We start from the raw sequence: 26,564 nt of genomic DNA, 5'->3' as shown, positions 1-26,564 counted from the left end.
GGGTACCGAGCCTTTATTCCCGGATAAAAGAGCCTTTATTTTGAGATTTAATAATAAGTTTGTTTATATCTGATGATTTGTATATAATTTATATATATCACTGCTTCGTCTTCTGTCGAATGGGGAAAGGGGATTAATCTTAATCTTGATATTGAAATTAACATTGAAATTAACATTGAATTTGAGATCCCAAAAGAATCCTGTCTTCATATGCTGCAGTGATAAATGAATAGTTTATTTCAGCCTGCGTCATATCCGGGCTTTCAATGATGGAATTAGATGCACTCAATCAGCACCTTTTACAACGAGATTATTTGGGATTAATTAAGGGTAAGCTGTACAGATGTGAATTTCATTAATGAACTGCCCCGGAAAGAAGAAATTGCTCTTCTTTGTGGAGGGGGAAGGCTATTTTTTCTTTGACTCTGGCTATTCCTGAGTGTGCCGGAAATTATCCTGAAACAGGAATTTCCTGCTCAGGATGAGTGATGTCTCTTTAGCTGTGCTCACACCTGTATTCTGGTAGCGAGAATTATCGATTGAAGCACTGAATAAATTGGGGAGATAAATTATATGGAACAACCAATTGATGTTATAAAACAGCCAATTGATGCTGATAAAGAGATGGGGTATGAAATACTGCAGGCACCCTGGTGGGTAGTTCTTCTAGAAGGGGTTATTGCTATTATTATTGGCTTATTTCTTTTATACAAACCTGCAGTAACCACTATCTATCTCTTACAGATCCTGGGCCTTTTCTGGCTGGCAGGGGGAATTCTTTCCGTTTTAGGGGCGTTTATATTCTCAGGGAATCGGTTATGGAAACTGCTTTCAGGTATCCTGGGCATTATTGCAGGAATCGTTATACTGATGTACCCTATTTTCAGCCCTTTCATAGTTCTCACATTCTTCGTTATTTTCATAGGAGCATGGGCTATTATCAATGGGGCTATAAAACTTGTCTGGGGACTTAAGGGAGGAGGATGGGGAATGGGAATCCTTGGTGTCCTGACCATAATTCTCGGCATACTCCTTCTAACCAACTCTCTGGCAGGAGCCCTGTTTCTCCCGTGGATATTCGGATTTTTCCTTATTGTCGGGGGAATGGGGGCAGTCATCGGAGGACTAAAAATGCGAACCTGAAGAAGGAGTTTTCGAGACAAAAACAAGGAGACAAAAACAAGGAGACAAAAACAAGGAGACAAAAATAAGGAGACAGGAATATGGAAAGACCTATCGGTGTTACTCTTCTGGCCCTTGTGGCTGTAGTTCTGGCGTTTTTAAACAGTATTGTAATGCTCCGGTTTCTTGGATTTTTACCCTTTCTGGGGCCTCTGAACATCCGTATTTTCAACCTATGGTATGCACTATTGTACGGCCTGCTTGCCTACATATGGGTGTGGCTGGCTCAGATGCTCTGGCAGGTAGATCCGCAGGCCTGGATGTTTCTGGCTGTTATTTCGGTATTTAATTTGTGCGTGGATTTTGTGGTGCTGGTTACCGGAGGTTCATGGTATGACGTTAACATTTCAGTTATTCTGAACTCCCTTATTCTCATCTATATTATGCTTCCGGGGGTGAGGGGAGCATTCGGGCATGATTAAACATATTCAACTGACAGCAAACGATAATGATCCCAAAAATGGAAAAGAGCTTCGGATTTCATTTTCTTCCTTTTTGCCAGGACCCATCGCGGTATGAAGAATATCTTAACCGGTGAGTAACGATAGTAGATCTATCGGTTGATAGTAGATCTATCGGTTGATAGTAGATCTATCGGTTGATAGTAGATCTATCGGTTGATAGTAGATCTACCGGTTGATAGTAGATCTATCGGTTGATAGTAGACCTACCGGTTGATAGTAGATCTATCGGTTGAGTAGATCTACCAGTTTTTCCGGGTAGAACTGCCATGAAGGAGCATCTTATCCAGGGTGTAATCAGGCTGCCCTTATTATTCCAATTCTGAAGTGGTTACTGTGGAAAAGAAGATTGTACTTGTTGCACTCTTGCTTGCAATGTTCGTGCTCGTTATTGATACGACTATTATGAACGTCTCGATTTCGACACTTATCAGTGACTTCAATACGGACGTCACCACCGTCCAGGCTGCCATTACCCTTTATGCACTCATAATGGCTTCACTGATGATCACCGGAGGAAAGATAGGGGATATTATCGGGAGAAAACGGGCATTCACGCTCGGACTGGTGATATACGGGACGGGTTCGTTCCTGACGGCAATCAGCCCGACAATAGGTGTACTGTTCGTGGGCTGGTCGATCCTTGAAGGGCTTGGGGCAACCCTTGTCATGCCTGCCATCCAGACCCTCGTGACCTCAAACTACAAAGGGGCGGACCGTGCCATGGCTTATGGGATACTGGGGGGAATCGTTGCGAGCGGAATTGCTCTTGGACCTATCATCGGAGGCTGGCTGACAACTGCATACACCTGGAGGCTTGCCTTTGCCGGAGAGGTAGTGGTCGTGCTCCTTGTCCTGTGGTTAAGCCGGTACATTCTGGATGCTCCCCTTGAGATCGAACAAAAGCCGAAGCTGGATATAGTCGGATCGATCTTCTCTGCGCTGGGGCTGGGACTTATCGTTTTTGGCATATTGCTGGCAGGAACCTACGGCTGGTGGAATGCACGCCAGACTTTCTCCATAGCAGGGATTGAAATTTCCCCGTTCGGCCTTTCCCCAACTCCGGTGTTCATTGCAGCAGGAGGTATTATCCTGCTCTGCTTTGTCGCCTGGGAAAGCTATGTCATTACGCGGGGGAAGATGCCGCTCATAAAGCTCGACGTGCTCAGGGACCGCAGGGTCACATCGGGAATCCTCATCCAGCTGGTCCAGACCCTCCTTTTTGGAGGTTTCCTGTTCAGCATGGCCCTCTTCCTCCAGATCGTCCTGGGCCTCAACGCGATGCAGACCGGCTTTGTCTACCTGCCCCTTTCAATACCTCTTTTAATTGCCTCGCTAGCAGCGTCCCGGTTATCTGCCTTTATAGCCCCGAAGCGCATCATCCAGTCCGGACTGCTCGTGATTATCGCAGGGCTTCTACTGTCTATCGCAACCATTGATGTGGAGGTCAGAGGGCTCGGTCTGATGATCGGGTTTGCCTTAATAGGAATAGGCGGAGGGCTCATAGCGTCCCAGGTGATGAACCTCGTACTTTCCCAGGTAGTTTCCGAAAGGACAAGCGAGACGGCTGCCCTGATGAGCACTTCCGAGAACCTCGGCATGGCGCTCGGGACTGCCCTGATGGGCTCTATCCTTGTTGCAGGCCTGGCAGTTGGAGCTATTTCCATGATCGAAGAAAGCCCTGTCATTCCGGAGGAACTCAAGCCCGACCTGATATCGGCAGTAGAAGAGAATGTGCGCTTTTTGAGCGATGAAGAACTTCAGGCTGTCCTGAAAGATGCCCCTCCTGACCTTACACAGGAAATCTTAAGGATTAACGAAATCGCCCGCATTCAGGGGATAAAAACTTCTCTCTGGGGACTGGTGATTTTCGTAATCTTCGGCATAATCGCCTCAATCTTCCTGCCGCCCGAAATTCTGGTCTCCCAGCAGGAATGAAACAGTGTTTGAGCTCTGGATTTGAGTCCGGTGTTTAATTCATCCTTTTAGCTCATCCTTTTAGTTCATCCTTTTAGCTCATCTTTTTAGCTCATCTTTTTAGCTCATCTTTTTAGCTCATCTTTTTAGCTCATCTTTTTAGCTCATCACCTTTATTTTTGCAAGCACTTTTCCAGCCTGTTCCCTTACTTCCGCAATTATTCCGTTTATACTTGAATTATAATATTATTGAAGAAAAACTATATATCCATAGCTTTTGCAGTAAAACTGATGAGCTCTTCTCTGGTCACAGTTCTCCTGTCTTCCAGGAAGACAGATCTGTTTCTATTTCTAAAAGAGAAGCCCAGAACCATCGAAGAAATCAACTCCAAACTTGGCACCAATCCGGCTGCAATCCTGTTCCAGCTCAAAAGGTTAAATGAAAACGGGCTTGTTGTTCAGGAAGATAGGGTATACAGCCTCTCCCTTCCGGGAAAAATCCTTGTTCGAAGAATGGAATCTCTTGTAACAGCTTTCAGGCTGCTTGAGGACGATTACGATTACTGTCCAGGCGTTAAGCCCGGTGGAATTTCCCCCGTATTTTTTAAGCTAATGGAAGAACTTATGGCATATTTCCCTTCCCGCTATTACGGCGATGATGCTTCTTCAATGTATAAGGAAGTGACTGAAGCTTTTTGCAGCTCAAAACAGATTTTCCTTATTATTTCATACCCTGATCTTAGCTACCCGGCCATCTGTGCAGAGCATGCAAAAAAAGGGCTGAAGGTATCGGTCATACTTACTCAACTGATATTTGAAAAATTCGCAGAAGAGTTTAAAGAAGAAATTGATACACTGCTTCTTTTTGAAAACTCTGACATATATGTCCTGGATAACGATATTACTCCTCCTACCGTTGCTGTAACCGATACAATGGTTCTAACGTACTTTTCATCAGGGAAAGTGGATGACGGCGAGGACAACAGTATGGTCGGTTTCGGAGAAAAAGCCGTGAAGTGGGGAAAAGAACTTTTCGAACATTTCAGGGTTCTGGCTGAACCTCTTGGGCCTGAGCCGTCAAACCAGTTATATCTTGAAGCCAGCAGGGGAGAAGGTTCGGATGACAAAAGCCTTTCTAAAAGCACCTGTCCCACCCAAGTTTAGCTTAAGGGATCATGAGTTTTATCTCACTTCGCTCAAGCAGACTATAATATCTATCTGAGCTTTACAACCATATTCACTTTATCGTGTCGATCTTGTCCCGCTCGACGCAGGAGAGTGGTCTTGCCCAAAAATTAGAAGAAAAAAGAGGGTGAAAAGAGAAGCCAGAAACAAAAAGAGACAAAAAAGGAAAAAGTAGAATTTACAAAGCCTGTGATGGTGAAAAATAGACATCTGAATTAAGTAATACTGAAATTCACTTTTTGCAGATTTTTTTTATTTCTCTCTTTTTTGGGAGGGGCCGCCAGACAAGCTGGCGGAGGCGCTTATATTTACCTGAGAATTTAACAGCGGTTTCAGGGTGCAAAGAAACTATTTCTCAGGTCTTGGCCGGGAGAGCCGGTACAACCTGAGACAACTTGAGACAACCTGTGCAGACCGGGAAGAATGTACTGCCTAAGATACATCACTTTAGGACTGCACCACTTTAGAGAGCTGGTTTTACTTCTGCATCCCTTCATACACTTTCTCAGCTTTTTCTCTTACCTCTGCAAAAATATCTTTCTCTTTTGTGTCAATTCCTACAATAAGAGGCCCGAATTTCTCAACCCTGAGCACCCAGACAGCTTCAGGCATACCAAGGTCAAGCCAGTGGACGGTTTTCACCTCTTTTATCAGTTCGGCGGCAAGGGCTGCACAGCCTCCTGTATATGCAAGGTAGACGCATCTGTCTTTTAGTGCAGAGGCAACGCCTTTCATTCCGCCTTTTCCGATAACTGCCCGAACATTGTGGGCTTTCAGGAGAGGAGGGGTCATTTTTGACATCCTGCCGCTGGTTGTGGGGCCTGCGGAGACGACTTTCCAGCCGTTTTCGGTCTGCTGCATTAGGGGGCCGCAGTGATAGACTACGGCTCCTTCGAGGGAGAAAGGAAGTTTTTCTCCTTTTTCTTCAATTTCAAGAATTCTGGCATGGGCTTCGTCCCGGGCTGTCAGGATCTCTCCTGAGATATATACTATGTCTCCGGCGTTGAGGTTCTCAATATCCTCAATCTTCAGTGGGGTCTGCAGGTGATACTCCATTATTCCTCCCCCCCGAACACGATTGAAGCATGCCTGTTCGCCCAGCACTGGATGTTTATGGCAACAGGAAGGGAAGCAGTATGGCAGTGTGCGGTTTTCACATGTACGGTAAGGGCGGTTGTGCTGCCTCCCAGGCCCATACAGCCAATCCCGAGAGCGTTTACCGCTTCAAGGATTTCTTTTTCGAAGCTGCTCATCCGGGTGTCGAGAGGTTCAAGAAGGGCTTCTTTTGCAAGCCTGGCGGCTTTGTCAAAGGAACCTCCTATCCCCACTCCAAGAGTCAGGGGGGGACAGGGCATTCCGCCTGCATTAATCACTGTTTCGAGCACGAAGTTTTTGATACTACCAACCTCGGTGGGATTCAGCATCCTGAGTGCGCTCATGTTTTCCGAGCCTGCACCTTTCGGAGCAACCGTGATCCTGAGCTGTTTTCCGGGCACGAGTTTCCAGTGGATGTCCGGAATTCCGACTCCTGTATTGTCCCCGCTGTTCTTGCGGGTAAGGGGGTCCACGGCATTGGGGCGGAGAGGAATCTCGGCTGTTGCAAGGACAACTGCTTCCCTGATCGCAGCTTCCAGGTCAAAGCCAGGCTGAAACTCGGACCCGAGCTCGGCAAAAAAGATCTGGATGCCTGTGTCCTGGCACATGGGAACCCCATGCTTTTTTGCAATCTCAATGTTTTTCAGGATTGCCTGGAGCTGGGACTTTGCAACCGGGCTTTCTTCCCGAGCTTCGGCTTTCCTGAGGGCGTCAACCACATCGTCGGGAAGTTCGATTTCCGCTTTTCTGAGAAGGTCTGCAATAGACCGGATGAAGGTTTCACGGTTAATTTTTGAAGACAAAAGACCACCATGGAAAGGAAATAATTTCTTTAATTTGATGGATAAACATGAATGCAGGTAATGAATGTATGTATGTATGTAATGGAGCTAGTGAGGCATTCAATAAGCTAGTAAGGTCCTTAAGGGCTATAATACCTGGAAGGTCTTTTGCATTTAATGTTTAAATATCGAGCGCCCGGGTATTCAGAACTGTTTCCACTTATTTGCATGAGCTGGGTTGGTATTTTGACTTAATATATGGGCGAATAAAGAAGCATTTATGTAAGAAGTATTATGGGAAAAATAAAGTAGTGACACCTCCTGTATCGAAAGTATCAAGTTCTTCCCTCGTAACAAAACGTTCATTCTTCTCTGAAAATGTGTGTTACTTTCTCGCCTGATGATTTATTGCTCTCTTTGGAATTAGAAATGTATCTCTACTGCCGGTGATTGGTTGTTTTCTTCATTACTTTCTTCAACGCGACAATAAGCAGGCTTAAATTCATCCTCGCTGCAGCTGTCTGCCACAGCTGTTAAAGAGACTGTTTCACCATCCAATGACACCCTGAAAAGAACATCCCCGTTGAAAGTTCTTTGTTCCCCTGGAGCAAGTGGAGCATCTGTATAAGGATACCAGATACTGCTTTCTCCAGGAACCCTGAAAGCTACCGAGTAAGTGCCCGACAAGTTGGTGTATTCTGTTGATATTTTTAAGATGTCAGCAGCCTCATCGCCCTGATTCCTTACTGTTACACTTATGGGTACTGCGAGATAATAATCATTTTCTTCTACTTCAGTGGTCGCATCCCCTGTGACCTCCAGAAAAGCCACAAGGTCGGGCCCTTCCGTCTCTTCCGAATATACCGTAAGGTTTACTGTCCCTTCTTCAGCCCCTACATTCGAGTTAATTTCGAAAGTTGCCGTGTACTTCCCGGGATCCAGATCACTCGAATCCACGCTGACGGTAACAGTCCCCAAATTTATCCCAGCATCTGGATTTATCGATATCCATGAAGACCAGTCGGGGTCAAGGACAATATTCCACTTAAGGTCTCCCCCTCCGTCATTCGATATGTAGAATTCCTCTGAGTCCGATTCCCCTTCAGCCAAATTGAAATTAAAGGATAGCGGGTCCGGATCTACAGCTAAAATAGGGTCTTCTTTGTCCTCTCCTTCTTGCAGCACGTTTAGATATATTATGCATTCTTCATTCTCTGCGTTTGATTCTATTGTAATAGTTCCTTCGTATTCTTCCCCCGGGCTCAGGTTATCTGTGTCTACTGTGACAGTCACAGTGCCTGAATTTATCCCGCTTTCGGGGCTCAGGGTTATCCATGATTCATCGGCACTTGCTTCCCACTTGAGCATTCCCCCTCCGTCATTTGATATCCTAAGTTCTTCTTCGCCAGATTCTCCCTCTTCCAATTCAAAATCAATGGAAAGAGGATCTATAGCCAGGACAGGAGGCTGACTTCCCACTACCAGTCTCATCGGACACTGTTCGGTTCCTGCATTCGATTCTATTGTAATGGTCCCTTCATATGTCCCCGGTTCAAGTCCTTCTGTATTGGCTGTAACGGTTAATGTGTCGGAATTTGTCCCGCTTTCCCGGCTCAAGGATATCCATGGACATTCAGGGCCTGGACTTATATGCCATTCAAGGGTTCCACTCCCTTCTTTTGAGATCTGTAATTCCCTGGAAGCTACTTCTCCCTCTGCCAGATAGAATTCGATGGAATGTGGATTTACAATCATTCCCGGATACTCGCTTCCAACCACAAGATTAACCTGGCACTGTTCGGTTCCTGCAAGTGATTCTATGGTAATAGTCCCTTCATACGTTCCTTCTTCCATATTCTCTGCATCAACCAGAACGATAACATTACCCTCATTTGCTCCTCTTTCTGGGTTCAGGGATATCCAAGGCTGGTCCGAGTTTGCTGTCCATAAAAGAACCCCGCCTCCGGTGTTTGATACATGGAACTGGTCTGAGTCGGATTCTCCTTCATTAAGATCAAAGTTAAGATCGCCCGGAGACATTGATAGTGAGGGCAGGATAAAAAGAGCTATGGCAGCCGTAAGGGGGAATATAATAAGTATTGCGATTTTTACCGGAAGGGGTATATTTTTTAAAGAAAGTGCCGCTCTGGCTAAAAAAGATACTTTAGTTTCAAGGGAGCTTTCCAGGACTGTACTTATTTCTTCTATTGCTTTCTCGGCAGTTATGTTGCCCTCAAGAATTTCTCTGGATATCTCTTCAGAGGCTTCTTTGAACCGGGTGGCTTTCTCTGAGTCGGTCAACTTCTTAAGCTGGCTTTCTAACCTTTTGATTTCGGTTTCACTCAGATCCTTTCTTTTACTTTTTATGGCTTTTTTAATTGCTTCTCTGGTTAGCTCCTGGGTATACTTTTGCGTTATTTCTTTTGCCAGGTCTTTAACTGGTTCTTTGATTTCTTCATGATCCTGAGTATCCCCCATAATCTCCCCTCACCAAATCAGATGGATATCTTGTTTAGACAGATCTGTTTTGCCTGGCAGTTTCCTGGATTTTTTCGCTGCAACTTTCAACGTTTTCAGTCATACATTCGGATATTGCTTCCAGCATTCCATCGAATAAAACAAGTGAAACAAAGTTTTGTGGCAGGTTTTTTCTGACATCCTGCTTTATTTCGTTTGCTTTGTCATTGCAAATTTTCTTGATATTCAGGGCCCGTATTAAATCCAGTTCTGCTTCGGGAATCCCTTCGCTTTCTTCTTTTATTTCATTCAATATTTTCTCACAGATCATGTCTCCCCTGTGTTCCAAAATCGGGCACGTCTCCTTTTTTACCTGGTCCTTTACCTGATTTTTGGTAGTCTCACAAGCCACTTCTTCCACTATTTCTCCGATCTTTTTTTCACGTATGTTCATAACGTTCAGAAATCCAATCTCAAAACATTCATCCAGTCCCCTCAGTATCCCGTTTTTAACTCCTTCTTTGACCCCTTCTTCGACCCCTTTCATTATGGCAGAGACGATTTCATCTTTTATTAACTCATAATTATTTAGGCACAGTTCATCGATGTTCTCCTTTACTCCGGTTTCCACGTTTGAATTTTCTTTCTCCCCCATACCCCTGACCTCTTTTAAATATAAGATATAAATTTTTTAAATTCCAAGTAAATGCTTAAAAGTCTTTTAACCGCCATATTAAATCCAGTTATTTTTATAATAATTATTATAATAATATGCACTCTTGAGGGTAGCAGAAAAATTGTTCAGAAAAAAAGTAGCTGAAAAAAAGTGGCTGAAAAAATTGGCTGAAAAAATTGGCTGAAAAAAAGTAGCTGATCAGTAAAAGGAAAATGAAATAAATATCAATAGGTTCTGTTATTGCCATACGGGAGAGTCAAAATAAGTTTATGCAGGAGAGGGATTTGAATCCCTGAATTTCTGCATTAACAGATCTTTTTTACAAACAGATCTTTTTTACAAGTAGATCCCGTTTTTTTCGGAAATTCAATGCCGGGATTCAGATCCAGCCCTTTTCGATCCAGTGATCGCAGTTGTGCGTCCAGTTGGCTTTGTTGGCAAGGATGACATATTTGAAGTGTTCTCTGAAGGCTTCATGTGCAGCTTCCTGTTTAGGGTATTGCCTCTTCTCTTTTATCGCTTCAGCAAGGTCTTTACCCATTTCACGCGATTTTTCAATTGCTGCTTCCATTGCTTCGGGACCCCGGGCTACTGAACAGCCCACTCCTCCGATAGAGTTCCCTCCACAGTGTACCATAAAATTATCTATAATGCCAAGGACAAAATCGAGCTCGTCACTGCCTGCAGTTGTTAAGGAAAGGCTGTATTTCCCGTCAAAGAGCTGCTCATGAATAACAAGCGGACTTCTATCAAAGACTGTCTTGAGCTGGGCTGTCACATTTGTTATGTAGTTCGGGCTGCTCCAGATTATGCCGTCTGCATCCAGAAGCTTTTCCAGCACACCGTTATAGTCGTCTTTTATTGAGCATACGCCAGTCTCATAACAGGAATCGCATGCTGTGCAGTATTTGATTTTCATCTTTGCAACGTCGATAGACTCGACTTCAGCGCCTGCTTTTGCGGCTCCGTCCAGAGCTGCATCCAGCAGTTTTAAGGTATTACTGTTCTTGCCTCTTGGGCTTGATGATATCCCGACTATCTTCATAGTTTCCCTCTCTGAATTATTACAATTTTTTTCAAAAATAACAGTACTGTATTCAATTAAAACTTTATTGTACTCTTTGGTTAGAGAAATTACGAAGATACAGAAAGAGGATAATAGGGAAGCTTTTGAATGTACTCAAAAATCTTTATTTAATAATATTTTGTTATATGCCTATTGCTCTCCTTTTTATTAGGTCCTCCTGCACTCGGTCAAGATGAAGATTCCATATTTTAAGCGGATAGATTCCTTCGGCTGGAGGATACTTTTCAATATCATGCCCGCTGGTCTGTTATATTGGAGATGCAGAAACAGTGTAAGTCCATTCCAAAAAATTAAAAGTTGTAAACTGAATAAACGGATGAAATGTATTGATGGATTTTCAACCCATACTCAACAGTGAAGAACCTAAAGGGGCAGAAGATTACATTTCAAGGAAGAGGTCACTGTATTTTTTAAAAATCATTATTATAAAATAATGAAAAAAATTAAAAAGTTTTATATTCTACACTCTCATTATTTGGATTCATGGAAGAAAATGAGGGTGTTTTTCAGGATAATCAGGTTGTGAAATTGACTGGAATAAATGAAAACGTTTTTTGCCGATCCTGCGGGAAGCAAATCAGGTCCGATGCCGAAATTTGCCCGCATTGTGGAGTGAGACAGAAAAATAATGCTTCGACTCTCTCCCCAAAAAATCCTGGTTTTGCGGCGGTGGCTTCGTTCCTGTTTGCAGGGTTAGGACAAATCTACAACGGCGAATTTGTAAAGGGGTTTTTATTCATAGTTGTCCAGATAATTAATTGCTTTCTAATATTTATTGTCGTGGGATTTATCACGTACCCGATTGTTTGGGCAATTGGAATCTACGATGCCTACAAGACTACTGAAAAGATCAATGCAGGAATCGCAGAAGCCTGAATCGGCTGATTTTTGTTCTTTTATAAAATTATTTATCTCCTCCGGAATATTTATTCAGAGGGGTTGAAGGTAATTTTGAAACAAGTTCAATCAAAATCAATCTCTTAGTAAAACATGTCTAGCGCGACGCGAATATCAAAGAATATGCCCCCAGGAAAGAAGAAAAATTCAGGGCAAAGGTAACAAAGTCAATTTTACCAGGCTGTTAAACGCTTACAAACGGCTTTTTTTCCTGTTTACAAAGCCTCATGATTGTGTCTTTTCCGGTAATAACTGCTACTGGCAGTCCCCCTGGCGGCTGTAACCATTGGCCGGTTAAAAAGAGATTGTCCAGGCCTTTGATTCGCCCTGTATGTTCCATCATTTTTCCGCGAATGGTCAGTGAGAACGGCATGAATGCTCCCCGATAGGCATTGCAGTACCTCTCATACGTTTTCGGCGTGGCAACATCAAGTACCTTGAGTTTTCCTTTCATCCGGGGAAAACGTGTTTCAATTGCCCGGAGAACCGCTTTGCCTATCTTCTCTTTTTCCCGGGTATAGGCCTCTGGATCCCGGGCGAGGGCATTCCAGGCTTCGTAATCCTCATGGAACTGGTTGATGCTGCAGGTGATCAGGGTGTGGCCTTCTGGAGCAAATGCCGGCTCATGCCGGTAGTGCGTCATTGTTAAACGGTTGATAGTTGATTGATGGATCTCAAATGGGACCGCCGGAAAGGACAGGCTCCGCGGAAGGGCGCCGATTGTGCCTTCATAGCCTAATGCTACCAGAATTTGTGAGACCAGCGGATAATCTGTTGGGTTACTATATCGTTTTTGGAAGGCGCGATCCGGGTACTCGCCTTTCAGTAACCTCTCATAAAGTACGTGCGCATCGCATGCTGCAATGAAATAGTCGGCTTCAAAGGTTTTGCCGTTGTGACAGATGACGCTGTTGACTTTGTTGTGGGCTATGGTCAGCTCAACGGCTTCACACGGAGCTTCGATGGCTCCACCCAGGGTGAGGTAACGTTCAACCATGCGCGTTGCCAGCGCCTTAGAGCCACCATAGGGAATGGAGGCCTGGCCTCTGGTAAAGGCCGCGAGCGCAAAAAAAATGAATGAGGCACTATAACCTTCCGGTAAAAATGAAGCAAGAGCAGCCTGCAGCGCCGGGTGCTTAAAGGTATTGGAGTAGTCCTTTAAGCTGACCTTGCCGTATTTTTGCATAACAGTTCCCGCATCTTTTAACGAGATCATCAACCGGATTCTTTCCATAAGCGTCATCAAGTCCTCAGGTTTTTCAACGGGGGTTTCATACGATTGAAGCTTCCTGATCACCTGACAAAAATCTTCAATAGCGGCTTTATCTTCCGGGGATAGTTCAAGCCAGCTGGACCTGAGCCGGTCAAGGTCGCGATAAAAATGTACGATAATGCCGTCGTGCTCAAAAGCTAAAAAACTCTCGGGATGGTAAATTCCAACCCCATTGAGAGCACCAACGGTAACCCAGAGGTCATGAATCGGTGTTCCTGGTTTTGTCCCAACAAGCCAGTGAATGCATCCGTCTATGTGGTAGCCCTGCCTATCCCATCCAGTGCATTCCCCTCCTAAATTGTGATTTATCTCAAGGATTACGCTTTCAAAGCCGTTTTTTTGGGCAAAGATGCCAGCGCTCAATCCGGCAATACCCCCACCTATGATAATTATTTTTTTCATTTCCCCCTCTCCTTTTGTTTTATTTGCTGTATACGCAGGAGATCCTCCCCCGTTTCCAGAAGCAGCTCTTCAGCGGCATGTTCATCAATCCAGAACGACAGATGGCCGTTTGCGACCATGACCGAGAGCCCCGTTTGAAAGATCCGCATCTTTAAAAGCAGGCGCTTGCGTTCCTCATACGTCAAGCCACGCATGGTTTCATCTTCAGCCAGTGCTTCAACCATGGCGTCCTGAAAGGTTTCATACGAAGCCATGTACGGATTTTGCTGCATTACCAGTTCACGAAAAAGGACAGGATACTCCCGCGCAAACACTAAACTGGCTTTTCCGATGTTTTCAAAAAGGTCCGGCCCTTTTTGTTTTTTCAATATTTCATCCAGAAGGGCAAAAACACGCTCGACCACTGCCTTAATCAAATCATCAATCGTTCCGAAATTGAGATAGATCGGCGCAACCGAACTACGAAGACGTTTCGCCACGCTGCGCGCGGTGATGCCGGCAAAGCCTTCTTCTTTTGTGATTGCAAAAGCGGCTTCTACAATGGCTTCTGTGTCAAATTTTGTTTTGGGCGGCATACAGATCCCTTTGAATAACATATGTTATATAACATATGTTATTTTATCTTGTATAAAGAGATTTGCCAGGTGAAAAAATAAATAATGTTAACAAATGATGCGAATTCCGGAAGGGGAAGAGAAAAACAGACCGGATATGTAAGTAACCAGGCCGAAATCCACAACGGAGATGTTCCCGGGACGAGGGAAAGGCCGCCCGGCCCCCCACAGCCAGGGACACATTTTACAGGCACAGGAGCTGATATGTTTTTTCTCCAGTCTGGAAAATAAATGTGCGAGCTCTCTCAAATCTGGAAGAAGGAGACCGATAAAATAGTTTCATTCAGTCTGTCTCTTTATTTTTATTTTTAAGTTTATCAAGCAAAGTTGACACTCTTTCTTTAGCGGCTTCTGTCTCTTGAGAGTCTCTGACAATGCTGAAATTCAGTATATCACCCTCCCTGCTCTCCAGAGGCAGTAAAAAAAGAGGGATGTCAATTTTTATCGACTCCTCATCCCTTAAAAGCAGTACTGCAGTACTGCCCTCTATCCTGTCAAGAGTAACTTTAAAGTTTCCCATCTTCACCCCTCCAGCGAAGCGACCAGATTTCCGCTGTCATCAAAGAGGTATGCCGTATCACCATCGTTGTTCCAGATAGGGCTGCCTGACCCCCAGTATAGTTCGGTAGCTGTATCTGCGCCCTCTCCTGTATATAGAGTTGCAGTAGTCTGGGAATCCAGTGTACAGGAAGGAAACGTATAGGCATGCTTACTGCCGTCATCCTCGATTTTCCAGCCTGTCAATGAAACAGGAGAGGACCCTCTGTTTGTAATCTTTACCCATTCATCTTTTAGGCTCAGATCGCTAACATAGACAGTTGATTCTGCAGAGCCGGAGGTTACACTCGCTTCGACTTCAACTTCTTTGGCTTCGGTTTCGGCTTCTCCGGCTTCGGTTTCTTCGGCTTCAGAGTCTTTCGGTTCATTTTCTTTAGTCGTCATCGAAGCCGAAGAACTTTCAGCTCCACTTTCAGCAGGCTCTGTTTTGACCACTCCTTCTCCGGAGCCGGTTTTCTGAGCAGTTACTGTATAGGCAGAGCCATCTGTTGTCACTGTAATTGAGCCGTCAAGATCGGTTCTGTAAACCCTGGAAACCTTCTGTAACCTTTCAAGAATTTCAGGATGGGGATGCCCATAGTCATTGCCTGCTCCAACTTCGATCACGCTTATTTCGGGGCTTACAACTGAAATAAAGGCTCCTCCGCTGCCTGACCGGCTGGCATGGTGCCCGACTTTGAGAATATCAGAATCCAGGTCATACCCGGTGTTCATGAGGTTTTCTTCAGTTTCAAGCCCTGCATCGCCCATAAGCAGGAATGAAACTTCCCCGTAGCTTACTTTAAGGACCACGGAGTTTTCGTTCAGCTCATCGGAGTATTCAGGTCCGGGGTTCAGAACTTCCACATCAACAGCAGGGTCAAATTCTATTTCTTTTCCTTTTTCAGCGACCTCAAAAGGAATATTTTTCTTATCAATAGTGGTTAGCATATTCTCATAGGTTTTTGAGGTATGCGGAAAGCCGCTGTCAATGAAATGTTCAACCTGGAAGCTGCTCAGTACCTCATCCATGCCGCCTATATGGTCCGCGTGAGGATGGGTTGCAACAACATAATCAATGCCGGAGATATCATGCTCGTGAAGGTATGCCGAAACCCCCGACCCCTGGTTTCGTTCCCCTGCGTCTACCAGCATAGCTTTTCCATTATATTCCAGGAGAATTGAATCTCCCTGGCCGACGTCAAGAAAATGAACTGTTAAGTTTTCATCTGTCGGGTTTCCACCGTTAGCAGGATTATTGTCTGCAAGATTATTGTCTGCAAGCCCAGTATCCTCAAGGTTATTTTCTGCAAGCCCAGTGTCCTCAAGGTTATTTTCTGCAAGCCCAGTGTCCTCAAGGTTATTTTCTGCAAGCCCAGTGTCCTGACCTGATGCGTTTCCTTCAGCTCGAACCTGCGCCTCAAGGTCTGTTTCTCCTGCCTGCTGTGTGGACTGTTGGGGCTGTTCAGCAAGCGGAACGTCTTTCATTCCCGCGTTTATTCCAGCGATAACTATTAAAACAAATATTATACCAACAATCCAGCGCAATAAGCTGCTTCCGGATGTTTTTCCTGATTTCGTCAATTTAATCACACCACATTTTTAACCCAATAATATAAATGCCATTTATATTAAGATGCTGAAAAAAATATTCTGGAATTCATCCCAATATCTATGGCATCATAATTATATAAATCACCAGAAAATTATTATCTGCAGAATTAGATTCACGAACAAAAAACATTAATCACATGCCGGATATCCTTCAATTCCAATGTACAGAACTATCCGTGTTCCGCTCGAAAAAGGTGAAGAAGCCCGGCTGGAAGTTATAACTGCGGATCTCTTTGACGATACCCGAAAAATCCGAAAGCTCCAGACCGAAGAAGGCACTTTCCTTGAAATCCCTGTCACTGAGGCTGCAGGAGAAAAAATAGGAGATTTTCCGGTAATTGAACAGGAAAATCCTGAATTTCTGGAAAAAACCGGGTCCCTGAAAGAATACCTTAAAGACTCCCTTTCCGAAACCGAACTTGCAAGTGTTCCGGCAGGCTGGCATATCCTGGGGGATATAGTAATAGTCAGTATCCCTGAAAGCCTCGATGAAAAAAAGCTCCTGATAGCCAGGGCTCTGCTCTCCATGTACCCGAAGTGCAGGAGCGTTGTCAGAGATTTCGGAATCGAAGGGCAGTTCCGCCAGCCAAAAAGGGAACTTCTCCTCGGAACCTCCACCGAAACTATCCACAAAGAACACGGATGCCTCTTCAAGCAGGATGTAACAAAAGTGATGTACTCCAAAGGCAACCTGGATGAGAGAAAACGGATGAGCAAACTCGGAAGCGGGGAAGTCGTGGTGGACATGTTTGCAGGGATAGGGTACTTTTCAATTCCCATGGCTGTCCATGCGCGGCCGGAAAAAATCGTCTCGATAGAAATAAACCCGGAGTCCTTTGCCTATCTGAAGGAAAATGTCAGGCTGAACCATGTGGAAGACATTATTACCCCTGTTCCGGGAGATTGTTCACAGGCTGCCCCTGAAGGGGAGGCGGACAGGGTGATTATGGGTTATGTGGGAACAACACACCACTATCTGGAACCGGCTATTAAAGCTTTGAAAAAAAGCGGAGGGATCCTGCATTATCATGAAACGGTACCTGAAAACCTCGCCAGAACCAGGCCTGAAGAACGGATCAAAAAAGCTGCCGGATGCCTGGGGAAAAAAGTTGAGGTCCTGGCAATCCGGAGGATAAAAAAATATTCTCCGGGTGTCCTGCATGTGGTCGTGGACGTGCGGATCTTTGAATGAACCTCTGTTTTGTCCGGTTTTGATTTAGGGTATGTTACGAAATAACCCGGGCAACACAGAATCATTTTGAACTTAAATCAACGGGCTTGTTTGTGAAAATACCTCAGGTCTTAAAGCAATTTATGATGTCGAATTGAAGTCTGTAATTTTAGTTCATAACAAAAATAGATATGTAACAAAGGTTAGAAAATCTTTTATTCGCAAAATTATATAATTACTTAGTCTCTACTAATTTATCACATAATTGGTTGGGCAAATAGTCCAGGTTCGGATTAATGTGATTTTAGTAATAGATGATTCAGATATTATTACAGAACCTGAAAAATATCCGAACTATAAACTGTACATTAACTTTGAAAAATAAAGCTACCTGGGGGAAATAAATGATAAATAAGGGGAAGCTATGTTCCATAGCTTTAGCTTCAGCATTCCTGGTTTTTGTTTTTTTGATTTTAATCTCAGCCGCAGCTTCAGCGGCTCAAGTTATGAAAATTGGCACCGGATACGATCCTGCTGTTTATGGTAACAGGGTAGTATGGACAAATGGGGTTGTTATTCATCTATACGACCTGACCAACGGAACAGACACTACGTTTAGTTCTTCTGGGGCCTCCAGTCCGGATATTTACGACAATAAGTTAGTGTGGCATGATGAAAGCAGTGGAACACCAAGGCTTGCTGTGTACGATATACCAACAGCCACAAAAAGTTACATCACGAAGAACGTAGACCAATATAGCAAACCTGCTATTTACGGCAACAGAATCGTCTGGAGTGAAAATGATAGTGTATATCTGAGGGACATATCTACATCCACACAGACAAAAATAGGAAACGGCAGTAATCCCGACATATATGACACAAAAGTGGTGTATTACTCATATTCAGAAGATCCGGAAGTGGATATAACTATCAGGATGTATGACATCAATACGACGGAAAGAATAACTGTCAATTCATATGGAGATCCGAACATACCGCATATATGGGGTACTAACGTCATCTGGTCTGATGTATATAATCATCAGGGATATATTGCGATGTATAATACCTCAACAAAGAAAACCCTGGACGTCACACATCAACTTGACACCGATCCAGATGGAAATGAATACGGCGCCAGTACAGGGACACACATTGCCATACAAAATGATAAAATTGTATACAATAAATGTGTTGATGATTATGAAGGCAAGCCTGGAGTATATGTATATAACATATCTACGGGACAAAGCACACTGGTATATGAGTATCCTGAAGAAGTTTATACGACACCGGAAGTATACAATAACACTCTTGTGTGGGGAATGGACAAGAACTATGTTGATAGTATGGCTGGCAATGATATCTACTTATGCGACCTTGCAGCCGGACCTGAAAATCTTACAGTAAAGTAAGTGGTGGATATATAAGTGGTGGATATCCACCACAACATTTTATTGAAAAACCTGAATTTTTGGATTTGGCGATGATAAAAAAATCTCAAGAATATTCTGTCATCTTTAGACATATGTGGAATTTCTTTTTTAACTCTAAGGCGGGAAGTCCCCTTCCTCGGAGCGAAGCGACAGGTGGGGGATGAAAGCCGTCAACTTTATTATAGTAAGTTTAACAAAACTTGTATATATCTTTAAAACGTATGATCTATAGCATGTTAAAAGCCTACAAATATCGAATCTACCCAGATAAAGACCAAGAAAAGTTCATAAAAGTAAATTTTGGTGCATGTAGATTTGTCTATAATTGGGCTTTAGAGCAGAAAATTAAAACTTATCAGCAAAATAACAAATCAATATCAAGGTTTGATTTACAGCACATTTTAGTTCACGAAGTAAAACCTTCTAACGAATGGTTGAAAGAAGCTAATTCACAGGCTCTACTTGCCTCTTTAGTAAATGTAGAATCAGCATTTACGAAATTTTTTAGAGAAAAATCTGGATTTCCTAACTTCAAATCTAAAAAAAATCCAGTGCAATCTTATCAAATGCCACAACATTATACTGTAGATTTTGAAAGAAATATCATCAAACTTCCTAAGATTGGGGAAGTCGAAGCAGTACTTCATAGAAAGTTTGAAGGTGCTATGAAAACCGCAACCATTTCAAGATCGAGTACAGGGAAATACTTCATATCTATTCTTGTGGATGACGGAGATGAACTTCCTGCTAAACAGAGGATATCAGAATCAAGTACCATAGGAATTGATGTAGGTATCAAAGATTTTGCAATCCTTTCCAATGGGGTAAAAGTTGAGAATCCAAAATACCTGAATAACTCTCTAAAAAGAATGAAATGTTTGCAGAAAAGAGTGAGTAAGAAGGTTAAAGGTTCTAATAACCGCAACAAAGCAAGGCACCATCTTTCAAAAATCCATGAAACTATTAGCAATCAGAGAAACAATTTCCAACACCAACTCTCTTTTAGACTGATTAGCGAGAACCAAGCAATAGCGTTGGAAACTCTGAATGTTAAAGGTATGATAAAAAATCATTGTCTGGCTCAATCAATTTCTGATGCCGGATGGAGTAGTTTCGTAACCAAACTTGAGTATAAAGCTGAATGGTTAGGAAAGACTATACTAAGGATCGGAAGATTTGAACCTTCCTCTAAAATATGTCATGTTTGTGGTTATCATAATGGTAATCTGACCTTGAAAGATAGAGAATGGATATGCCCCGATTGTAAGACAAAACATGATCGAGACATCAATGCCGCTATCAATATCAAAAAATTCTCTCTTCAAGATCAAAATCTTATAATTATCTGACACCTGCGGAACGTAGGGGATGGGCTTGTGGACTTGCGAACAGTAGTTCGAGGGATGAAGCAAGAAGCCCCTTCCTCGCCATCAGGCAGGGAGGGGTAGTTCACTTCTCTTCACTTTCACCGTTTCCATTAATTGTGAGCATAATTTCCTTGAAACTTGCCAGCGAAGCCTCCATATTCTCTATAATCTCATTTGCAAGAATATCGGGGTCCGGAAGATTGTCCAGGTCCGCGAGGCTTTTGTCTTTGAGCCAGAATATATCCAGGTTCGTTTTATCCCTTGCTACAATTTCATCATAGCTGAATTTGCGGAACCTGCCTTCGGGAGCTTCTTCACTCCAGGTCTCTTTGCGGCTGAAGCGGTTTTCCGGGTTGTAGCATTTGATGAAATCTTCCAGATCTGAAAACTTCAGTGGATTTTTCTTTAATGTGTGGTGCACATTTGTGCGGTAATCGTAGATCCACACTTCTTTTGTCCAGGGCTCTTTCGCTGCGGATTTAGCTTCAAAGAAAAGCACGTTTGCCTTTACGCCATTTGCATAGAAGATGCCTGTCGGCAGGCGCAGGATTGTGTGCAGGTCGGTGGTTTCAAGAAGTTTTTTACGGATGATCTCTCCTGCTCCGCCTTCAAACAGGACATTGTCGGGCAATACCACTGCAGCCTGCCCGCCGGTTTTGAGGATGGTATGGATGTGCTGCACAAAGTTTAGCTGCTTGTTGCTTGTGGTGGTCCAGAAGTCCTGCCGGTTGTAAGTGAGGTCTTCTTTTTCCTGCTCCCCTTCTTCGTTGGTGAAGGTCATGCTGCTCTTTTTTCCAAAGGGCGGGTTGGTGAGGATGTAATCGTAACGGTAACCAGGATCGGCTATGAGAGCATCGGAATTGGAGATCATGGGCTCCCCGTCGATTTCCCCTATGTTGTGCAGGAACATGTTCATCAGGGCAAGCCTGCGGGTCCCTGCGACGATTTCGTTCCCTCCAAAGGTTTTGTTTTTCAGGAAGCGGCTCTGTTCCCGGTCCAGCCGGTGGTGCGAGGTAAGGAAGTCGTAAGCTGCTAAAAAGAACCCGCCTGTGCCGCAGCAGGGATCGCCGATTGTCTTCATGGGTCCGGGCTGGAGGCACTGAACCATCGCCCAGATGAGCGGCCTGGGGGTGAAGTACTGGCCGGCTCCGCTTTTTGTATCTTCTGCATTCTTCTGCAGGAGCCCTTCGTAGATCTCTCCCTTGGTATCCACGCCCATCATGACCCAGCTTTCCTTGTCGATCATATCAATGACCTTGTAGAGCATGGCAGGGTCGCTGACCTTGTTCTGGGCTTTGAGGAAGATCTGCCCGAGCATCCCCGGCTTTTTCCCCAGCTCTTCTAACAGCTTCTTGTAGTGAATATCGAGTTCTGCTCCACGCTGCTGTTTCAAATTATCCCAGGTATATTCCTCCGGGATGCCAATATCCCTGTTGTACGGCGGCTTCCTGTACTCTTCAGCCATTTTCAGGAATATGAGATAGGTCAACTGTTCCAGATAATCGCCATAGCTCACGCCCCCGTCCCTGAGGACGTTGCAGAAGCTCCAGACTTTGGAAACGATGGATGAGGTGTTTTCAGACATGGTTTGGATCCTTGAGATGAGAGTAATATTTTTGGTTAGGGCTATTCGGTTTATTAGGAATGGTGAGGAAGAGTTTTCCTTCTTGAATAAGTGGATTTAAGATTTCTAATCTGAAATGCTTCCTATCTTTTAATCCCATAAACTCTTGAATTTCTTCTCGACTTCTTGGTTCAATACAATACTCTAATAATGCGCTGATCTTATCGTTTTCAGCTTGGGGGGTAGCTTGGGGGGTAGCTTGCGGGGTAACAGGAACAATGATCTTAAAAATGTCCCCTTCAAGAAGCTGTGGATCAGCTCCACCGGAATAAATCCTTGTGTAATTGTAGAGATTCCTGACACCTGAACCTAACTCATCCGCCCTTCCGATTTCTTTGAAAAAGCGAGCAATTACCGGATTTTTAGGGTATGGTGTGAAATTGGAAGGATTTATTCTACCATGCCCATGTGGGCGGTTTGCGTTCTCTGCAACAACCTGATCAGTTCCAATTATGAATTTTGCAGGAAAACCGTTTATGTATTCCCTGTGGATGAGCATATTTGTAACAACTTCTCTGAAAATATGGTCTCTCAGGCTGATTCTCTGATCCTTTTCCAGATAAAAAGGGTCAGGTAGATGTTTTGCAACAAAAGCCATGAGTCTGTCATAACTTTCGATCAGGTTGGTGCGGATGTCGTCCCTGTCGTCATAACGGTCAAGATTAACTCTGCGAAGAATGGCATCAGTCTTGAAATGGGGCAGTACGCTCTGGATAACTTCGTCTTTCCCCAGCAAAAGAATTGCAGCAAGAGTATAACCTTCTTTGCCGGTCTGGTAATCATGTTGATACAAACGAGCACTGCTTAAAAGTTCCTCATCATTCATTGTTGCCCATGGATGATTGGGATTCTCGGCACGAACCATTTTCCGCACTCTCTGGATAAGATCGGTTCTGAGGTCTTCCAGTCTGACATAGGGATAAATGCGGTTCTCTGAAAATGAGCTCTGCTTGCGAATATAGAGATGAGCCACAGCATCAGGATGATTGGTAACATCCAGATCCCCATCTTCATTCCTGTCAAATATCTTTCCTTTACAGCGGTGAACCTGTGAACTTTCAGGAATATTGAGATAGAGAAGGATTTTTCCTTCAATGTTTACAGTCTCCGGCAATATGTACAAAGGAGGATTGATAATCTGCGGGTTATTCAGCGCAGTAACAAGGTCCTTTTTGATCTGCGGCAGAGCATCCGCATCAATTCCTGTGATATTCCCATTGTCATCAACTCCAAGAACAATATGTCCTCCATTGCGATTTAGAAAAGCACAGACAGTTTCGTACACATCACGGTTTATCTGAGTTCTGCACTCTTTAAATTCCACAGTCAGCCCTTCACCATCTCGGATGATGCTCTTTAATTGCTCAGATATCATGATCTACCCTTCTTGCCGCTGTCTGCCTTTTCCACCCTCACCCTCTCCAGCAAAACCTCAGCCGGTTCCCAATCCTCTGCCCCTCGAACCTCTGCCAGCTCCCTTTCATTAAGCAACTTCCCCTCAAACGCTTTTTTCAAAATACTCTGCCGCAGTGCTTCGGCTTTTTCCAGATTTTCTTCGATATCCAGCTCTATCTTATCGCAGACTGAAAGGCGAGTTTCGATTTCCTGAACGATGGCTTGTTGTTCAGGAAAGGAGCAAATAGTAACAGTCGCCTTCTTTACATCCTCAAGATTAAGAGTTTTTCTTGCAACCTCATGAGACTGGGATGTCAATTCATGCACTTTTTCTGCTCGACGAAAGAAATACTCGATATAATAAGGGTTTAAGATTTTTGATATTGGGACTACACCTACAGCTCTTGCAACATTTGCACCCTTTATTTGAATTGGTGCAATTGCTGTTCTCCCAATCGCACCAACTAGAGATATTAATAGTTCTCCTCCTTCTAAGAAGGTTCTTTGATACTTATTTGCAATCTCAGGAGAAATTCTTTTCATTCCACTTGTATCAACTTTTCCGTTAAATATATCTCCAACTCTCACCAAAAGAATTCCTTCAGGTAAATCATCACCCGGTTGTAAAACCCCATAAGCACATTCTCGATTGGGCTGCAAAATCTCATCTATCTTTGCCCATTTCCATCCAGTTGGCAGAATGGACAGATTCGCTAATTCTGTATTGCTGAGGAGGCTAGTGATTTTTTTATTCTTATTGAAAGCCTTTGCTGCTTCTTCCCTCTCCCTGCGAATCTGCTCTAATAAATCCCCCGCATCCGGCAAATCTGTCTGCTGCTCCCGCCATTTTTTGGTAAGCTCCCCCTCAAATGCTTTCTTCAGCACCGCCTGCCGATAAACTTTGAGCTGTTCCTGTGCCAGTTTGAGGTTGGCAATGCCATTGTCCAGTTCGCTGAAGAGTAGCTCGATTTTGGAGACTATAGCGCGTTGTTCGGGGGGTGGGGCTAAGGGGAATGGATATTCTTGCAAATATTTTGTTGAGACCCTTGGTAAATTTACACCGCTTGAGTTGTGGGTCATATCATTAACAAACTTATATGACAAAAAAAAGTATTTTGAATAATTAAGGTTTAAGGAAGGAGTTGATTCAAAAACAAGAATATCTGTAGAGCATACTCCATCTTCATTAGCTAAATACACTTTATTTAAATAAGGTCTAAGTTTTCCGTAAAGAAGATCACCTATTTTAAAACTATTTTTTACAGTATTAATCACATCAACCTTAACATCTTCTGTCAAAGTTCCTTGGTCTTTTTTTATGTGTTCTAGACCAACGTAGAATAAAGACTCTCCTGATCCCTTGTGTTTATCTGATTTTAAAATGTGAATTTCACCCAGTCTTGCCCATTTCCATTCCTCTGGCAGCTTGGGAAATTCGGCTATTTCGACTTCAGTTAGAGATTTAATCGTTTTCATCTTAATCAGTCAAAGCCTCTTTTAATTTGTTAATAATATCTTTCATGAGCCGGAGTATTCTCCAAACCTTTCTCCGAACCTTTCATTATCAATTTTGGAGTACTTTTAAGATGTCAGTTGATTAAATAATTGTCTACTTGTGTATTTCAGGGATGTAATCAAAATTTAAACCAAACCGGGGATGATTGGGATTGCGAATGTTAATATTTATTCTGATAATCTTTATTATTTTTAGTGGATGCGTTGATGAAAATAATGGCACCCGATAAAATAATCAGTATATCAGTGACCAGTATTCTGTTGGTCGTCCACCGTTACATGGTTGATATTTTTGAAAAACCCGAATTGCGCCTCGGGATCACAGGAAATCAGAGATTTCCTGGGAGTTGCGATGTAATCGCAACAGTATGCGGTCCTTTTCGGCAGAGTTGCGGCTCTGCAGTACGCTGCCCTTTTCGTTGCGCTCAAGAGGACTTATTTATGGGTTTTAGCAGTGAACTGCGCTCAAGAGGACTGAATTACGATTTCTCGGACCCATAAAACCTTATTCGCCTTACCGTGTCTTTTTTGTCATGCTCGACGCAGGAGAGCGGCTTTCAGACAAAAAAGAAGAAAAAAGATCCGCAAGAAAAGCCATAAAGTAAAATTGAAGTAAAAAATAGGGGGATACGGTCAGAACCGGATAAAAATACACCTGAAAAACGCTCTTTCCACGTCTTTTTTTATTGATTTTTACTGGAGATTTTAACCTCCTGTTTTTTCGTTCTCATTTTATCTTTCTTCTTTTTTCTACTTTTTTTGCAGGGCCGCCAGACAAGCTGGCGGAGGCGTCCGATATTTACCTGTGAATTAAAAAGCGATTTTCGGGGTAAAGGGAAAGTATTCTTCGGACCAGGAAGGAATTTCACTATAATCTATTTTTCTCTTAATACCAGCAGGAATTCACCTGTTATTTGTTTTTGCGGGCAGATGAGACGGCTTCAGCCTTGCAAGGCGCAGAAGAGAGAAACAAATGATTTCATCTCAGGATATTCTGAATAATACCAATCGATTAAGCAGGAACCACCATTCTGTTCACTTTGTTTCAAAACAGTATCATGATGTTGCTTGTTAAACATCTAAAACGAAAAGCTAAGAAAAGTAGTAAAGGAAGAGAAATGAGGTAAATACGTTTTAACTTTGATTAAAAGACTTAGTAAGGGGTTCACAAGGTTTGACACGCAAAAATGAAGTAGATTTCTGGATCAGGTTTTAATCTGTCCTGAATTTGCCTCATTTTACAGCTTACGCGTCAATGAAGTTTATTACGGGATCAGATTTTACTCTGTCCTGAATTTGCTCCATCTCGCAGTTTAAGCTTATGCATCAATGAAGTTTATTACGGGATCAGTTTTCAGACTGTCCTGAATTTGCTTCATCTCGCAGTTTACGCCATAAATGAAGTATATTACGGGATCGGTTTTCAAGCCGTCCTGAATTTGCTCCACCTTATAGCTACGCGCCAATGAAGTATATTACGGGATCAGTTTTCAGACTGTCCTGAATTTGCCTCATTTTAAGCTTACGCGTCAATGAAGTAGATTTCGGGATCGGTTTTCAAGCCGTCCTGAATTTGCTTCATTTTAAGCTTGTACGTCAATGAAGTTCATTGCGGGTCAGATTTTACTCTGTCCTGAATTTGCTTCATTTTACAGCTTAGTTCCTTGTGAACAATATATAATATGTAAGTTATCGTATAAATTACTGGCGGTCGTATAACTCTGGGTAATATGTGCAGTTCGTTTTTTTGCCAGGGCTGCCTGTAAATCATCAGTAATGTACTCTGTAGATCAGGCTTTACATTAAATGCTTCACTATTTTTTCCATTCTTTAAACGGCGTCTTATTCAACTGAAATAAATTATTCAATGGAAA

Annotated in this window: 21 protein-coding genes; 9 read left to right on the top strand and 12 right to left on the bottom strand. The window is 43.3% G+C overall.

Annotation, left to right across the window (positions count from 1 at the left end; all coding sequences use genetic code 11):
• The first annotated feature begins 573 nt into the window (after positions 1-573).
• From EO92_RS12355 to EO92_RS12340, 4 genes are all read left to right on the top strand, one after another.
• A complete protein-coding gene (locus tag EO92_RS12355; RefSeq protein ID WP_200896778.1) occupies positions 574-1,143 on the top strand; it encodes an HdeD family acid-resistance protein in 570 nt (189 codons plus the stop codon).
• A gap of 80 nt (positions 1,144-1,223) precedes the next feature.
• On the top strand, positions 1,224-1,604 hold the full coding sequence (locus tag EO92_RS12350) for a hypothetical protein (protein WP_048171968.1): 381 nt from the start codon (positions 1,224-1,226) through the stop codon (positions 1,602-1,604).
• 375 nt (positions 1,605-1,979) lie between these two features.
• Positions 1,980-3,581 carry an MFS transporter gene (locus EO92_RS12345; protein ID WP_052734353.1) on the top strand — a complete coding sequence of 534 codons (1,602 nt, stop codon included), beginning with the start codon at positions 1,980-1,982 and terminating at the stop codon, positions 3,579-3,581.
• Between the two features lie 270 nt (positions 3,582-3,851).
• A complete protein-coding gene (locus EO92_RS12340; RefSeq protein WP_048172120.1) occupies positions 3,852-4,724 on the top strand; it encodes a winged helix-turn-helix domain-containing protein in 873 nt (290 codons plus the stop codon).
• Positions 4,725-5,222: 498 nt separating this feature from the next.
• On the opposite strand, the gene EO92_RS12335 is transcribed toward EO92_RS12340, so the two are convergent.
• The 5 genes from EO92_RS12335 to EO92_RS12315 all read right to left on the bottom strand — a co-directional run bounded on the left by EO92_RS12335 (position 5,223) and on the right by EO92_RS12315 (position 10,800).
• A complete protein-coding gene (locus EO92_RS12335; RefSeq protein ID WP_048171966.1) occupies positions 5,223-5,801 on the bottom strand; it encodes a FumA C-terminus/TtdB family hydratase beta subunit in 579 nt (192 codons plus the stop codon).
• A complete protein-coding gene (locus EO92_RS12330) occupies positions 5,801-6,643 on the bottom strand; it encodes a fumarate hydratase (protein ID WP_048171965.1) in 843 nt (280 codons plus the stop codon). The genes EO92_RS12335 and EO92_RS12330 overlap by 1 nt, the downstream gene beginning before the upstream one ends.
• A gap of 402 nt (positions 6,644-7,045) precedes the next feature.
• Positions 7,046-9,100, bottom strand: coding sequence for a BACON domain-containing protein (locus tag EO92_RS12325; RefSeq protein WP_048171964.1), 2,055 nt, complete (start codon positions 9,098-9,100; stop codon positions 7,046-7,048).
• Positions 9,101-9,134: 34 nt separating this feature from the next.
• The gene (locus EO92_RS12320) at positions 9,135-9,734 is read right to left on the bottom strand and encodes a hypothetical protein (RefSeq protein ID WP_048171960.1); all 600 of its coding nucleotides are present in this window, start codon (positions 9,732-9,734) and stop codon (positions 9,135-9,137) included.
• Between the two features lie 400 nt (positions 9,735-10,134).
• Complete coding sequence (locus tag EO92_RS12315) at positions 10,135-10,800, bottom strand: flavodoxin family protein (RefSeq protein WP_048171958.1); 666 nt, start codon at positions 10,798-10,800, stop codon at positions 10,135-10,137.
• 525 nt (positions 10,801-11,325) lie between these two features.
• On the opposite strand from EO92_RS12315, the gene EO92_RS12310 reads away from it, so the two are divergent.
• Positions 11,326-11,718, top strand: coding sequence for a zinc-ribbon domain-containing protein (locus tag EO92_RS12310; protein ID WP_156165818.1), 393 nt, complete (start codon positions 11,326-11,328; stop codon positions 11,716-11,718).
• A gap of 205 nt (positions 11,719-11,923) precedes the next feature.
• On the opposite strand, the gene EO92_RS12305 is transcribed toward EO92_RS12310, so the two are convergent.
• Entirely contained in the window at positions 11,924-13,414 is a 1,491-nt protein-coding gene (locus EO92_RS12305; RefSeq protein ID WP_048171953.1) for an NAD(P)/FAD-dependent oxidoreductase, read from the bottom strand.
• Positions 13,411-13,989 (bottom strand): TetR/AcrR family transcriptional regulator, encoded by a 579-nt coding sequence (locus EO92_RS12300; RefSeq protein ID WP_048162684.1) that lies wholly within the window; start codon positions 13,987-13,989, stop codon positions 13,411-13,413. The genes EO92_RS12305 and EO92_RS12300 overlap by 4 nt, the downstream gene beginning before the upstream one ends.
• An 84-nt stretch (positions 13,990-14,073) precedes the next feature.
• On the opposite strand from EO92_RS12300, the gene EO92_RS12295 reads away from it, so the two are divergent.
• The gene (locus EO92_RS12295; protein WP_048162683.1) at positions 14,074-14,259 is read left to right on the top strand and encodes a hypothetical protein; all 186 of its coding nucleotides are present in this window, start codon (positions 14,074-14,076) and stop codon (positions 14,257-14,259) included.
• Between the two features lie 52 nt (positions 14,260-14,311).
• Here EO92_RS12295 and EO92_RS12290 read toward each other — a convergent pair whose 3' ends face one another.
• Entirely contained in the window at positions 14,312-14,548 is a 237-nt protein-coding gene (locus EO92_RS12290; RefSeq protein ID WP_048162682.1) for a DUF3006 domain-containing protein, read from the bottom strand.
• Positions 14,549-14,550: 2 nt separating this feature from the next.
• Positions 14,551-16,158, bottom strand: a complete 1,608-nt coding sequence (locus EO92_RS12285; RefSeq protein WP_369793151.1) for a lamin tail domain-containing protein — start codon at positions 16,156-16,158, stop codon at positions 14,551-14,553.
• A 181-nt stretch (positions 16,159-16,339) separates the two neighbouring features.
• On the opposite strand from EO92_RS12285, the gene EO92_RS12280 reads away from it, so the two are divergent.
• The 3 genes from EO92_RS12280 (at position 16,340) to tnpB (ending at position 20,138) form a co-directional block, all read left to right on the top strand.
• The gene (locus EO92_RS12280; RefSeq protein WP_048171949.1) at positions 16,340-17,371 is read left to right on the top strand and encodes a class I SAM-dependent methyltransferase family protein; all 1,032 of its coding nucleotides are present in this window, start codon (positions 16,340-16,342) and stop codon (positions 17,369-17,371) included.
• Positions 17,372-17,754: 383 nt separating this feature from the next.
• Positions 17,755-18,768 (top strand): hypothetical protein, encoded by a 1,014-nt coding sequence (locus EO92_RS12275; protein WP_048171948.1) that lies wholly within the window; start codon positions 17,755-17,757, stop codon positions 18,766-18,768.
• Positions 18,769-19,022: 254 nt separating this feature from the next.
• Complete coding sequence (gene tnpB / locus EO92_RS12270) at positions 19,023-20,138, top strand: IS200/IS605 family element RNA-guided endonuclease TnpB (protein ID WP_048171946.1); 1,116 nt, start codon at positions 19,023-19,025, stop codon at positions 20,136-20,138.
• Positions 20,139-20,238: 100 nt separating this feature from the next.
• On the opposite strand, the gene EO92_RS12265 is transcribed toward tnpB, so the two are convergent.
• From EO92_RS12265 to EO92_RS12255, 3 genes are read right to left on the bottom strand one after another with little or no spacing between them, the layout of a single operon-like run.
• Positions 20,239-21,741, bottom strand: coding sequence for a class I SAM-dependent DNA methyltransferase (locus tag EO92_RS12265; RefSeq protein WP_048171944.1), 1,503 nt, complete (start codon positions 21,739-21,741; stop codon positions 20,239-20,241).
• Positions 21,734-23,155, bottom strand: a complete 1,422-nt coding sequence (locus EO92_RS12260) for an RNA-binding domain-containing protein (RefSeq protein ID WP_048171942.1) — start codon at positions 23,153-23,155, stop codon at positions 21,734-21,736. Before EO92_RS12260 ends, EO92_RS12265 begins: the two co-directional genes overlap by 8 nt.
• The gene (locus EO92_RS12255; RefSeq protein WP_052734352.1) at positions 23,152-24,651 is read right to left on the bottom strand and encodes a restriction endonuclease subunit S; all 1,500 of its coding nucleotides are present in this window, start codon (positions 24,649-24,651) and stop codon (positions 23,152-23,154) included. The genes EO92_RS12260 and EO92_RS12255 overlap by 4 nt, the downstream gene beginning before the upstream one ends.
• Positions 24,652-26,564 lie beyond the last annotated feature (1,913 nt).

Source organism: Methanosarcina sp. 2.H.A.1B.4 (assembly GCF_000979385.1).
Taxonomy (GTDB): Archaea; Halobacteriota; Methanosarcinia; order Methanosarcinales; family Methanosarcinaceae; genus Methanosarcina.
The sequence above is the reverse complement of the archived record's forward strand: the minus strand, read 5'-3'. Positions and strand labels throughout refer to the sequence as shown.